The 12,210-nt window shown below is 73.7% G+C and carries 11 protein-coding genes; 4 read left to right on the top strand and 7 right to left on the bottom strand.

Going from position 1 to position 12,210, the window contains the following annotated elements:
- Positions 1 to 174: 174 nt before the first annotated feature.
- The 6 genes from ACZ58X_RS16235 to ACZ58X_RS16260 form a co-directional block, all read right to left on the bottom strand.
- Entirely contained in the window at positions 175 to 924 is a 750-nt protein-coding gene (locus ACZ58X_RS16235) for an SGNH/GDSL hydrolase family protein (protein WP_470334274.1), read from the bottom strand.
- Positions 925 to 951: 27 nt separating this feature from the next.
- On the bottom strand, positions 952 to 2,163 hold the full coding sequence (locus tag ACZ58X_RS16240) for a beta-ketoacyl-[acyl-carrier-protein] synthase family protein (RefSeq protein ID WP_470334275.1): 1,212 nt from the start codon (positions 2,161 to 2,163) through the stop codon (positions 952 to 954).
- An 86-nt stretch (positions 2,164 to 2,249) separates the two neighbouring features.
- Complete coding sequence (locus ACZ58X_RS16245; protein ID WP_470334276.1) at positions 2,250 to 2,492, bottom strand: acyl carrier protein; 243 nt, start codon at positions 2,490 to 2,492, stop codon at positions 2,250 to 2,252.
- A 13-nt stretch (positions 2,493 to 2,505) separates the two neighbouring features.
- Positions 2,506 to 3,933 (bottom strand): MFS transporter, encoded by a 1,428-nt coding sequence (locus ACZ58X_RS16250; protein ID WP_470334277.1) that lies wholly within the window; start codon positions 3,931 to 3,933, stop codon positions 2,506 to 2,508.
- Positions 3,933 to 4,838, bottom strand: coding sequence for a class I SAM-dependent methyltransferase (locus tag ACZ58X_RS16255; protein WP_470334278.1), 906 nt, complete (start codon positions 4,836 to 4,838; stop codon positions 3,933 to 3,935). Before ACZ58X_RS16255 ends, ACZ58X_RS16250 begins: the two co-directional genes overlap by 1 nt.
- 53 nt (positions 4,839 to 4,891) lie before the next feature.
- Positions 4,892 to 5,857 carry an acyl-ACP desaturase gene (locus ACZ58X_RS16260; protein ID WP_470334279.1) on the bottom strand — a complete coding sequence of 322 codons (966 nt, stop codon included), beginning with the start codon at positions 5,855 to 5,857 and terminating at the stop codon, positions 4,892 to 4,894.
- A 277-nt stretch (positions 5,858 to 6,134) separates the two neighbouring features.
- On the opposite strand from ACZ58X_RS16260, the gene ACZ58X_RS16265 reads away from it, so the two are divergent.
- The 3 genes from ACZ58X_RS16265 to ACZ58X_RS16275 all read left to right on the top strand — a co-directional run bounded on the left by ACZ58X_RS16265 (position 6,135) and on the right by ACZ58X_RS16275 (position 8,655).
- Complete coding sequence (locus ACZ58X_RS16265; protein ID WP_470334280.1) at positions 6,135 to 7,214, top strand: cation diffusion facilitator family transporter; 1,080 nt, start codon at positions 6,135 to 6,137, stop codon at positions 7,212 to 7,214.
- Positions 7,215 to 7,271: 57 nt separating this feature from the next.
- Entirely contained in the window at positions 7,272 to 8,174 is a 903-nt protein-coding gene (locus tag ACZ58X_RS16270) for a 5'-3' exonuclease (RefSeq protein WP_470334349.1), read from the top strand.
- Between the two features lie 106 nt (positions 8,175 to 8,280).
- Entirely contained in the window at positions 8,281 to 8,655 is a 375-nt protein-coding gene (locus tag ACZ58X_RS16275) for a peptidoglycan-binding domain-containing protein (RefSeq protein WP_470334281.1), read from the top strand.
- Between the two features lie 68 nt (positions 8,656 to 8,723).
- On the opposite strand, the gene ACZ58X_RS16280 is transcribed toward ACZ58X_RS16275, so the two are convergent.
- The gene (locus tag ACZ58X_RS16280; RefSeq protein ID WP_470334350.1) at positions 8,724 to 11,579 is read right to left on the bottom strand and encodes a DEAD/DEAH box helicase; all 2,856 of its coding nucleotides are present in this window, start codon (positions 11,577 to 11,579) and stop codon (positions 8,724 to 8,726) included.
- Positions 11,580 to 11,835: 256 nt separating this feature from the next.
- On the opposite strand from ACZ58X_RS16280, the gene ACZ58X_RS16285 reads away from it, so the two are divergent.
- Positions 11,836 to 12,210 (top strand): hypothetical protein, encoded by a 375-nt coding sequence (locus ACZ58X_RS16285; RefSeq protein ID WP_470334282.1) that lies wholly within the window; start codon positions 11,836 to 11,838, stop codon positions 12,208 to 12,210.

Consider the following 12,210-nt stretch of genomic DNA (forward strand, 5'->3'; position numbering starts at 1 on the left):
CCTTCTCTTTTGGTTGGGAGGGGGTGCGGTTGTGGCCCCTCGAGAAACAAGAGACGGGGGATTTGGGGGGTGGGGTTTGCGGGAAGCGGGCCCAGAGCCTGGCGGCCGACGGGAGAAGGGAGGGGGGTTGGGGTTTGGGGGTGGGGGTGGGGGTGGGGGTGGGGGGCGACGGGGTCAGCGGGTGGCTGGGGCCGGGGTGGGGAGGGGGAGGTGGGAGGCGGCGGTGAGGAGGGTGGGGAGCATGCGGGTGGCGTGGGTGGCGTAGCCGTGGGGGGAGGGGTGGATGCCGTCGGGGCCGAGGAGTTGGGCGGCCCGGTGGTGGAACTCGGGGCCGGAGGTGGGGGCGAGGTGGGCGTCGGTGCGGGTGGCGGTGCGGGTGTGGAGGCGGGCGAGGCGGGTGGAGCGGTGGTGGCCGATCCAGCGGACGGGGGTACGGAAGCCTGGAGCGTAGCCGGGGTCGGGGCAGGGGACGACGACGAGCTGCCAGCCGGCCTCGCGGAGGGTGCGGGCGAGGTGGGCGTGCCGGCGGGCGGCGCGGCCGAGCGGAGCGGGCAGCAGGACGTCGTTGCCGCCGACGATCAGTACGGCGATGCCGGGCCGCAGCCGGGCGGCGCGCAGGACTTGGCGGCCGACGTCGGCCGTGGTGGCGCCGGCCCGGGCGTGGACGCGGAGGAGGACGGGCCGGCCGGTGGCCTCGGTGAGGCCGGTGGCGAGCAGGGCGCCGAGGGTCTGCTCGGGACGGTGGGCCCCGAAGCTCTGGGCGAGCGAGTCGCCGAGCATCAGCAGGGTCAGCGGGTGGTCGTCGGCGTCCCGGTCGAAGGGGCCGTACCGGCCGTCGGCGACCGGGACGGACCAGTCGGTGGGCGGCCGGTGGGCGAGCAGGCGCAGGTACAGCCGGGCGAGCCGGTGGGCGAGGCGGCGCATGAGCGGATGGACTCCGGGGTCGGGCGGTCAGGCGGCGGTGAGGACGACGGCAGCGTTCTGCCCGCCGAAGCCGCAGGAGACGGACAGGGCGGAGGGCACGTCGACCGGCCGGGGGGCCTTGGTGACCACGTCGAGGCCGATGGCGTCGTCGAGCCGGTCGAGATTGGCGGTGGGCGGGACCAGCCGGTGCTGGAGCGCGAGCACCGTGAGGGCGGCCTCGATGGCGCCGGCCGCGCCCATGGTGTGGCCGATCACGCTCTTGTTGGCGGTGACCGGCGGCGGTCGGCGGAAGACCTGCTGCAAGGCCGCCGCCTCGGCGGGGTCGTTGAGCGCGGTGCCGGTGCCGTGCGCGTTGACGTGCCCGATCTCCTCGGGTGCCAGCCCCGCGTCGGCGAGCGCCGCCCGTACGGCCCGGGCCAGGCCGTCGCCGCCGGGGTGCGGGGCGGTGAAGTGGTGGGCGTCGCCGCCGGCGCCGTGCCCGGCGAGGTAGCCGCGGACCCGGGCGCCGCGGGCCCGGGCGTGGTCGGCGCGTTCGAGCAGCAGGACGCCCGCTCCTTCGCCGAGGACGAAGCCGTCCCGGTCGGCGTCGAAGGGCCGGGAGGCGCCGGCCGGGTCGTGGCGGCGGCGGGACAGCGCGCCGAGGCGGTCGAAGGCGACGCAGGTCATCGCGGAGCGGGCGCTGTCGGTGCCGCCGGCCAGCACGAGGTCGCAGCGGCCGGCCCGGATCAGGTCGCTGCCGAGCGCGAGCGCGCTGGTGCCGGAGGCGCAGGCGGTGCTGACGACCAGGCCGGGGCCGAGGGCGCCGAGGTCGAGGCTGACCTCGCCGGCGGCCATGTTGGGGATGGAGCGCGGGACCATCAGCGGGGAGACCCGGTCGGCCCGGCCCGCGGCGAGCCGGCCGTACTCGACCACGTGGGTCTGCGCGCTGGTGGCGCTGACGCCGAGGACGACGCCGACCCGGGTGCCGTCCCAGTGCGCCGGGTCGAGCCCGGCGTCGGCGACGGCCTGGCGGGCGGCAACCACGGCCAGCTGGCTGAACCGGTCGAGGCGGCGGGCGAGCCGCCCGCCGAGCAGGGCGGGCGGCTCGAAGTCGGCGACCCGGCAGGAGAAGTCGACGTTCAGGCCGAGGAGTTCGGGGTCGGGGCGGGCGGTGGGCGCGGCACCGAGGAAGTGCTCCCAGACGGCGTCGGCGCCGCTCCCGGCCGGGGTGACCAGGCCGAGTCCGGTGACGGCGACCACCGGACGGGACGGGACCAATGGCCGGAACGGCACCGACGGCCCGGGTGGCACCGACGGCCCGGGTGGCACCGACGGCCGGTGCGGGCTCAACTGACCGATTCCCGGGCCAGGGTGGCGTCCGCGTGGGCGGCGAGTTCGCCGAGGGTTCGGTCCGGGCCGATGTCGGCGACGGTGACACCGAGCTTCTCCTCGACCACCAGGGAGAGTTCGACCAGGGCGAGGCTGTCGAGGGCGAGCGAGGCGAGGGTGGCGTCGGGGGTGACCACGGCCGGAGAGACGTCGAACTCGTCGATCAGGCAGGAGCGGATCGTCTCGTAACTGCTGGGCACGGTGAAGTTCCTTTCAGCTGGGGGTGTTGAGGGCGTCGATGACGGCGGCGTCAGGCCGCCGTCCGGGCAGTCGGGTCCAGGCCAGCACGGCGCCGAGCAGGGCCACCGCGCCGCCGACAACGGCCGCTGCCGCCAGGCCGTCGGTGAAGGCGGCCGGGTCGCCGGGAGCGGCGCCGGTGAGCGAGGTGGCGAGGACGGAACCGAGCACCGCCACACCGAGGGTCGAACCGACCTGCCGGGTGGCGTCGTTGAGGGCCGAGCCGACCCCGGCCGCGGCGACCGGGACGGCGCTCATCACCACCTCGGTGGCGACCGGGGCGAGCAGCCCGGCGCCGAGCCCGGCGAGGGCCTCGAAGAGCAGCACCGGCCCGTCCCCCGAGTCGGCGGCCAGCCGCCCGAGTTGGACGAATCCGGCGGCGATCAGCAGCAGTCCGCCGGCCGAGGGCACCCGGGCTCCCAACGGCCGTGCCAGCAAGGGCCCGAGGAGCGCGCCGACGGCGAGCCCGAGGGACAGCGGGACCATCCGCAGCCCGGCCTGCCAGGCGCTCAGGCCCCGCACCTGCTGGAGGTGGAGGGTGAGCAGGAACATCGCGCCGAACATCGCGAAGGACATCAGGGCGAGCGTGGTGGTGGCCGGCCAGACCGGCCCGCCGCGCAGCAGCCGGACCGGCACCATCGGTGCGGCGCAGCTCAGTTGGCGCCGGACGAAGGCGGCCAGCAGCAGGGCGGCGAGGGCGAAGGCGGCGAGCACGGCGGGGCTGGTCCAGCCCCGCCCGGGGGCCTCGATCACACCCCAGACCAGGGCGAGCAGCCCGGCACAGGACAGCAGTGCCCCGGGCCGGTCCAGCGGTCGGGCCTCCGGCGCGCGGGACTCGGGGACGGCGACCAGGGCCGCCGCGCCGATCCCCGCGATGACCGGCACGTTGAGCCAGAACGCCGACTGCCAGCCGTACCGGTCGACCAGCAGGCCGCCCGCCACCGGGCCGAACACCGCGCCGACCCCGGCGACCGCCGCCCAGATCCCGATCGCCCGCTTCCGGGCGGCCGGTTCGCGCAGCACGTGCACCACGGTGGAGAGGGTGGCCGGCATGAACAGGGCCGCGCCGAGGCCCATCCCGCAGCGTGCGGCGACCAGTTGGGCGGAACCGGTGCCGAGCGCCCCGGCGGCCGAGGCAGCCCCGCACAGCGCCAGCCCGGCGAGGAAGGCGCGCCGCCGGCCGTACCGGTCCCCCAGTGCGCCGCCGGCCAGCACGCAGCCGCCCAGCGCCAGCGCGTAGCCGTCCACGATCCACTGGGTCTCGGCGAGGGTCGGGCCGAGGTCGGCGCGCAGGCCGGGGACGGCCACGTTGAGCACGGTGAAGTCGAGGCCGAGCAGGAACAGTGCGGCGCAGACCACCGCGACCGCCGCCCAGGCCCGCCGTTCGGTGGGCGTCGAGGCCATCAGGCGGACAGCCGCAGCGGCTCGTCGCGCCGCCGGAAGCCGATCCGGTACAGCGTGGCGGCGCCGCGCAGGAAGGTCACCTCGCTGGCCCGCAGGTAGCGCCGGTACCGCCGGTAGCCCTCGGGGCCGACCAGCCGCTCGGCCTGCTCCCGGGCCCGCAGCAGCCGGCCCGACCAGGAGGCGAGGGTGCGGGCGTAGTCCTCGGCGGAGGCGGTGAGGGCGACCACCGAGAAGTACGGGTCGCAGGCGGCGGCGATCTCGCTCAGCCGGGGCAGCCGGGCGGTCGGGAAGACGTCGCTGCCGACGAAGTCGCCGATCGGGCCGGAGCCGTCGGCGGCACCGTCGTAGGCGATGGTCTGGAGCGACATCCGGCCGCTGGGGCGCAGCCAGCCGTGGCAGGCCCGGAAGTAGCGGGCGTACACGTCGAGGCGCTCGGCCCGGCTCATCCCGGCGGTGGCGAAGTGCTCGAAGGAGCCCATGGCGACGACGGCGTCGTACGGCCGTTCGGGGGCGTGCGCCTCCCAGCTCTCCAGCCGGGGTTCGGTGCCGGGCAGGGCCCGGGCCGCGAGGAACTCGTACTGGGCGCGGGAGACGGTCAGCCCGACGGCTTCGCGGACCCGGTCGTCGCCGCTCGTGTGCGCCAGCAGGGCGCCCCAGCCGCAGCCGACGTCGAGCAGCCGCAGGCCGTCGCCGGGGCGGGCGCCGACCAGGTCGAGGTGGTGGTCGAGCTTGGCCCGCTGGGCGCGCGGCAGGGCGGTGGCGTCGGGCTCCCCGCGGGGGATGCCGTCCCATTTGGCGGCGGTGTAGGCGAGGGTCTCGTCCAGCCAGAGGGCGTAGAAGTCGTTGCCCAGGTCGTAGTGGAACTCGATGTCGGCGGCGGTGGTGCCGACCGTGGTGACGGTCATGCGGATCCTGTTCCGGGTGGTCTTGCGGTGGTCCGAGCGGTCGGTCGGCCCGGTCAGTCGGTCGGCTGCGCCCAGGCGCTGCCGCCCCGGCGGGCCCGGACGGCGAGGGCCTGGGCGCGGCGCTCGACGAAGCGGGCGGCCCGCGCGTCGGTCCGTGCGAGGTGGGCGGTGATCCGTTCGCGGGCCTGTTCGCCGGTGGGGCCGAGCCCGGTCAGCTCGGTCACCCGGAGGGCGCGCAGCAGCGGGACGAGCACCTCGTCGTGGTGCACCCGCAGGTCGTAGACGCCGGCCACCGCGATCTCGGCGGCCAGCCGGCCGAAGCCGGGCATGGCCTGGCCCGGCATGGCGAAGTCGCGGATCGTGGCGTCGAGCGTGACGAGCACCTGGTCGGCGTCCACCTCGACCGCCGCGCGCAGCAGTTCGCGGTAGTAGACCATGTGGAGGTTCTCGTCCTGGGCGATCCGGGCGAGCAGCCGCTCGCAGACCGGGTCGCCGCTGAGCCGCCCGGTGTTGCGGTGGCTGACCCGGGTGGCGAGTTCCTGGACGGCGGCGTAGGCGACCACGCCGAGCACTCCGTCGAGCTCAGGGACGGTGCCGGTGGCGAGGTGCGCCATCCGGGAGCGTTCCAGTGCGACGGGGTCGACGGCGCGGGCGGCGTGCAGGTAGCCCCGGATGGCGGCGGCATGGCGGTCCTCCTCGGCGGTCCACTGGTGCAGCCAGGCGCCCCAGGCGCCGTCCCGGGAGGTCCGGCTGCCGATGGTCCAGTGGTAGCCGGGCAGGTTGTCCTCGGTCAGCAGGTTGACGATCAGGGCGGAGCGCACGGCGGGCGCCAGGGCGGACTGCTCGGGGTGCCAGGGCTCGCCGCCCAGCGGGCCGTCGAAGTCCCGGCCGAGGCTCCAGGGGACGTACTGGTGCGGGAACCACTCGCGGGCAGCCGAGAGATGACGGTTCATCAATTCTTCGGCGGTTGCTTCGAGTTCGGTGAGCCAGCGGGCGGTCTCCGCGGTAGCGATCTTCACGGGCCATGATCGTCGCGGACCGGCGCGCGGCTGCGCAAGCTCGCCTCACCCGTTCAGGTGACCCGGGATCACGGCCCTGACCTGGGTCTATGCCACCGGCAATCCGGCCGCCGACTGACCCCCCGACCGGCCCCGACCGGCCCGACACGCGGCGGGTGAACGGCAACGACAACGGTCACCAGTACAGCCTTTGGATCTTTGTCGATTCTGCGGTTCACTTCGAGTGCGGGCGATCGCATCCCGTCACCACCCACCCGTGCGTCCAGAGAGGACTTCGATGGCCGGGCACGAGCATTCCCACGATGATCATGCGCATGACCACCAGAACCCGCAGGGCCACGGCCACGGAGGACACGGCGACCACGCGCACGGCCACGGGGGCCACGGCGGCCACTCCCACGGCGTCGCCGCCGACGCCGACCGCCGCTGGCTGGTCAGCGCCCTCACCCTGATCGTCGTCTTCATGGCCGGCGAGGTCGTGGTCGGCTTCGCCGCCCAGTCCCTGGCCCTGATCTCCGACGCGGCGCACATGCTCACCGACGCCGCCTCGATCGTGCTCGCCCTGGTCGCCATGCGGCTCTCCGCCCGCCCGGCACGCGGCGGCTACACCTACGGGCTCAAGCGCGCCGAGATCCTCTCCGCCCAGGCCAACGGCGTCACCTTGCTGATCCTCTCCGCCTGGCTCGGCTACGAGGCGATCACCCGGCTGATCAGCCCGCCCGAGGTCACCGGTTCGCTGGTGCTGGTCACCGCGCTGATCGGGATCGTGGTCAACCTGGCCGCCACCTGGTGCATGTCCAAGGCCAACCGCAGTTCGCTGAACGTCGAGGGCGCCTTCCAGCACGTGCTCACCGACCTGTACGCCTTCATCGCCACCGCCGTGGCCGGTGCGGTCATGCTGACCACCGGCTTCGCCCGGGCCGACGCGATCGCCTCGCTGATCGTGGTCGCGCTGATGCTCAAGGCCGGTATCGGGCTGGTCCGGGACTCCGGGCGGATCTTCCTGGAGGCCGCCCCGGCCGGGATCGACCCGGACGCGGTGGCCGACCGGCTGGTCACCGAGCCGCTGGTCGAGGAGATCCACGACCTGCACATCTGGGAGATCACCTCCAACCAGCCGGCCCTGTCGGCGCACATCCTGGTGACCCCCGGCGGAGACTGCCACGCCGTCCGGCGCGAACTGCAGCGCCGGCTGGCGAAGGAGTACGGCATCACCCACAGCACCCTCCAGGTCGACCACGTCGGCGAGGACGAGGCGGGCGCGCTGCTGCAGATCGCCGGCCCGGGCGAGTCGGCGGCCGAGCACTGCGCCGACGCCCACGGCCCGGTGCACCGCGCCGGCCCGCACGAGCACTGAGACCTCCGTCCGTCGTCGCGGTGCGGCATGATCTGACGCGTGACCGCACCGCGACTGATGCTGCTCGACTCCGCCAGCCTGTACTTCCGGGCCTACTACGGCGTACCGGACTCCCTGCGCTCGCCGCACGGGGAACCGGTCAACGCCGTCCGCGGCCTGCTGGACTTCATCGCCCGGCTGGTCCACGACCACCGGCCCGACGAACTCGTCGCCTGCATGGACGCCGACTGGCGCCCCCAGTGGCGGGTGGACCTCGTCCCCTCGTACAAGACCCACCGGGTCGCCGAGGCCGCCGTGGACGGCGAGGAGGAGGTCCCGGACACCCTCGCCCCGCAGGTGCCGGTGATCGAGCAGGTACTGGACGCCCTCGGCATCGCCCGGGTCGGCTCCCCCGGCTACGAGGCGGACGACGTGATCGGCACCCTCACCGCCCGCGCCGCGGGCCCGGTGCAGATCGTCACCGGCGACCGCGACCTGTTCCAACTGGTCGACGACGAGCGGCTGATCACCGTGCTGTACCCGGTCAAGGGGATGGGCAACCTCCAGATCACCACCGACGCGGTGCTGCTGGAGAAGTACGGCGTGCGCGGCGACCGGTACGCCGACATGGCCGCCCTGCGCGGCGACCCGTCCGACGGCCTGCCCGGCGTCAAGGGCATCGGCGAGAAGACCGCCGCCCAGCTGATCAACGAGTACGGCGACCTGGCCGCGATCCGCGCCGCCGCCCTGGACGTGGGCTCCCGCCTCACCCCGGCCCGCCGCCGCAACATCGTCGAGGGCGCCGCCTACCTGGACGTCGCCCCCACCGTCGTCCGGGTCGCCCAGGACGCCCCGCTCCCGGACTTCGACCCGGTCCTCCCCCGCGAGCCCGCCGACCCGATGACGCTGGAGCACCTCGCCGCCCGCTGGGGCCTCGGCACCTCCCTGGAGCGCGTCCTGGAGGCACTGGCCACCCGCTGAGCCCGCTCCCCGCCGGCCGGCCTCCGGGCCACCGACGGCCTGTCGGCGGGGAGCGGTAGGGTTCGGGGAACTGATGATCAGTTGTATTCCGAACTCGGGGGTCCCTTTGAACAGCAGCTCCATCAAGCGCCGCGGCACGTTCCTGCTCGCGGCCGCCGCCCTGGCCACCGTCGGCGTCGCCGGCACCGCCCAGGCCGTGCCCAACTCCGGCTCGCTGTGGGTCGGCTACGGCAAGAGCAACACCTACGCCAGCGTGAAGTGCGTGCAGGAGATCTCCAACAGCCTTCACTACCAGACCGGTTACCACACCGTCACGGTGGACGGCTCGTTCGGCCAGGACACCTACGGGGCGGTCGTCGCGCTCCAGAAGTGGGCGGGTCTGGACCAGGACGGCATCGTCGGCCCGCGGACCGGCGACGTCATGATCGAGGCCACCAAGGACTACTTCGGCTGCTACTCCGCCCTGCCCACCCTCAAGTAGGCGCCGGGCACGGAAGGGGCCCGCACGTTCGCCGTCGAACGTGCGGGCCCCTTCGCGTCGTCAGCGGCTCAGCCCACCGAGGAGTAGGCGATGATGCCGCGGCGCAGACCGTCGACGGCCTTGCGGGCGGTCCTGCGGAGTTCGACGTCCTCCCCGGCCGCGTCCTGGATCTGGCCGAGGACGTCGATCAGCTGCTTGGTCCAGCGGACGAAGTCGCCGGCCGGCATGTCGGCGTCGCGCAGGACCTGGTCCAGGCTGTGGCCGAGCGCCCAGCGGTAGGCGGCCCAGGCGAAGCCGAGATCGGGCTCGCGCTGGCCGACGCCTTCGGCGGTGTTGATCCGGTGCTGCTCCTCCAGGGCGTCCAGGTGGCCCCAGATCCGGACCATCTGGCCGAGCGCCTCCTTGGCCGCGCCCTCCGGCACCCGGGGGGCGCCGGCGTCGTCGGCCTGGCGCGACTCGAAGACCAGCGCCGAGGCGCAGGCGGCGAGTTCGGCGGCGGCGAGGCCGCTCCAGACGCCCTCGCGGATGCACTCGGAGGCGAGCAGGTCGAGCTCGCCGTAGAGCCGGCCGAGCCGCTTGCCGTCGTCGGTGACGGTGTCGCCGCTCAGGTAGCCGAGGTCGGTGAGCAGCCCGCAGACCCGGTCGAAGGTGCGGGCGATGGTGTGGGTGCGGGAGCGCATCCGGCGTTCCAGCAGTTCGGTGTCGCGGTGCAGCCGGTGGTAGCGCTCGGCCCAGCGGGCGTGGTCCTCGCGGTCGCTGCAGCCGTGGCAGGGGTGCTGGCGCAGTTCGGTGCGCAGCCGGGTGATCTCCGGGTCGTCGGCGGCGGCCGCGCGGCCGCGCCGGAACCGCTCGGGCTCCAGGTGGCCGGCCTTGGTGCGCAGCGCGGAGGCGAGGTCGCGCCGGGACTGCGGGCTGCGCGGGTTGAAGGACTTGGGGATGCGGACGCGTTCGACGGCGACCACCGGGTGCGGGAAGTCGATCATCGCGAGCCGCTTGACCTGCCGCTCGGCGGTGAGCACCACCGGGCGCGGGCCGTCCTGGAAGTCGGGGTGGCGCGGGCCGCCCCGGCCGGAGCGGCTGACCGGCGGCAGGCCCGGGTCGAGGACCAGGGCGAGGCCGGCGAACTTGCCGGCGGGGACGTGGATGACGTCGCCGGGCTTGAGCTGCTCGATGGACTCGGCGGCGGCGGCGCGGCGCTGGCTGCTGCCCTCGCGGGCCAGCTCGTTCTCGCGGTCCTTGAGCCGGCGGCGCAGCTCCATGTACTCGTCGAAGTCGCCGAGGTGGCAGGTCATCGACTCGCGGTAGCCGTCCAGCCCCTCCTCGTTGCGCTGCACCTGGCGGGCGATGCCGACGACCGAGCGGTCCGCCTGGAACTGGGCGAAGGAGGTCTCCAGCAGTTCGCGGGAGCGGTGCCGGCCGAACTGGGAGACCAGGTTGACGGCCATGTTGTAGGAGGGCCGGAACGAGGACTTGAGCGGGTAGGTGCGGGTGCCGGCCAGGCCGGCCAGCGCCTCCGGGTCGAGGCCGCGCTGCCAGAGCACCACGGCGTGGCCCTCGACGTCGATGCCGCGCCGCCCGGCCCGGCCGGTGAGCTGGGTGTACTCGCCGGGGGTGATGTCGGCGTGGGTCTCGCCGTTCCACTTGACCAGCTTCTCCATGACCACCGAGCGGGCGGGCATGTTGATGCCGAGCGCCAGGGTCTCGGTCGCGAAGACGGCCTTGACCAGGCCCTTCACGAAGAGCTCCTCGACCACTTCCTTGAACCGGGGCAGCATCCCGGCGTGGTGGGCGGCGATGCCGCGCTCCAGCCCGTCCAGCCACTCGAAGTAGCCGAGGACGTGCAGGTCCTCGTCGGGGATGTCGGCGCAGCGCTCCTCGACGATCGACCGGACCAGGGCGCGGTCGGAGTCCTTGTTGAGCCGCAGGCCGGAGCTGAGGCACTGCTGGACGGCGGCCTCGCAGCCGGCCCGGCTGAAGATGAAGGTGATCGCGGGCAGCAGGCCCTCGGCGTCGAGCCGGTCGATGACGTCGACCCGGCCCGGCGTCCAGACCTTGCCGGGACGCCCGTTGGGCATGGAGCGGCCCCGGCCGCGGCCGAACCGGTCGCGCGGGTTGCGGTCGAGCTCGGAGCGGGCGAGCCGGACCAGCTCGGGGTTGACGGCCTTGCCGGGGTTCTTGAGGCTGTGCTTGGGACGGCCGTCCCGGTCGGGGTCGGCGAACAGGTCGTACATCCGGTTGCCGGCCATCACGTGCTGCCACAGCGGGACGGGGCGGGTCTCGGAGACGATCACCTTGGTGCCGCCGCGGACGGTGTCCAGCCAGTCGCCGAACTCCTCGGCGTTGGAGACGGTCGCGGAGAGCGAGACGAGGGTGACCGACTCGGGGAGGTGGATGATGACCTCCTCCCAGACGGCGCCGCGGAAGCGGTCGGCGAGGTAGTGCACCTCGTCCATCACGACGTAGCCGAGGCCGTCGAGGGTGCTGGAGCCCGCGTAGAGCATGTTGCGGAGCACCTCGGTGGTCATCACCACCACGGGGGCGTCGCCGTTCACGGTGTTGTCACCGGTGAGCAGGCCGACCTTGGCGGCGCCGTAGCGCTTCACCAGGTCCCCGTACTTCTGGTTGGAGAGCGCCTTGATCGGCGTGGTGTAGAAGCACTTGCGGCCGGCCCGGAGGGCCAGGTGCACGGCGAACTCGCCGACGATGGTCTTCCCTGAGCCGGTGGGGGCGGCGACCAGGACGCCGGAACCGGCCTCCAGCGTCTCGCAGGCCTCCACCTGGAAGTCGTCCAGCGGGAAGTCGTACAGCTGCTGGAAGCCGTACAGGGCGGTGGCCTGCTCCTTGGCCCGGCGACGGCTGGCCGCGTACGCCTCGGCGGGGCTGAGCTCCTGGTCGTCCTGGGGCTCTGGATCGGGGGTGTTCATCGCCGTCCGGGTGTGGTTGGTGTGATCTCGCATCTCAGCGAGAGGTTACCCGGGAGGAGTGACATCGATAGCACCGTTTTCCGAGCCAGGAGATCACTCCTCTCTCAGATCCATAGTTGCAAATGTCTTCAAGTGATCAGGGTCGGGCCAGATCCGAGCGACTCCGGTCATTCCCGGTGGAGTCCGGGTTCTGCTCCCTACCTTCGTGAGCCAGGGCCGTGAGCCACGGCCACCGACTCACGGGAGGACCGCCACGATGGCGAACCTGGAGACGTCCCTCAAGGAAGCCATGTCGATCGACGGCGCGATCGGCGTCGCCCTGGTCGACTACGGCAGCGGCATGGCCCTCGGCACCCTCGGGGACGGCGGCGAGCTGGACCTCAACGTCGCCGCGGCCGGCAACACCGACGTGGTCCGCGCCAAGATGCGGGCGATGGAGGCGCTCAACCTGCTCGACAACGAGATCGAGGACATCCTGATCACGCTGACCCACCAGTACCACATGGTCCGGCCGATCACGACGCCCAGCGGGCGCGGGCTGTTCCTCTTCCTGGTGCTCCACCGCAACCGTTCCAACCTGGCGATGGCCCGCCACCGGCTCAAGCAGATCGAGCTCTCGCTGGAGATCTGA

The organism is Kitasatospora sp. NPDC040550, from assembly GCF_055594965.1.

Bases quoted from the DNA above. Each gene is read 5' to 3' on its own strand.
- ACZ58X_RS16270 (WP_470334349.1), top strand. From the start codon at position 7,272: ATGCTGCTCGACTCCGCCAGCCTGTACTTCCGGGCCTACTACGGCGTA.
- ACZ58X_RS16235 (WP_470334274.1), bottom strand. From the start codon at position 924: ATGCGCCGCCTCGCCCACCGGCTCGCCCGGCTGTACCTGCGCCTGCTC.
- ACZ58X_RS16280 (WP_470334350.1), bottom strand. From the start codon at position 11,579: ATGAACACCCCCGATCCAGAGCCCCAGGACGACCAGGAGCTCAGCCCC.
- ACZ58X_RS16255 (WP_470334278.1), bottom strand. From the start codon at position 4,838: ATGACCGTCACCACGGTCGGCACCACCGCCGCCGACATCGAGTTCCAC.
- ACZ58X_RS16250 (WP_470334277.1), bottom strand. From the start codon at position 3,933: ATGGCCTCGACGCCCACCGAACGGCGGGCCTGGGCGGCGGTCGCGGTG.
- ACZ58X_RS16265 (WP_470334280.1), top strand. From the start codon at position 6,135: ATGGCCGGGCACGAGCATTCCCACGATGATCATGCGCATGACCACCAG.
- ACZ58X_RS16285 (WP_470334282.1), top strand. From the start codon at position 11,836: ATGGCGAACCTGGAGACGTCCCTCAAGGAAGCCATGTCGATCGACGGC.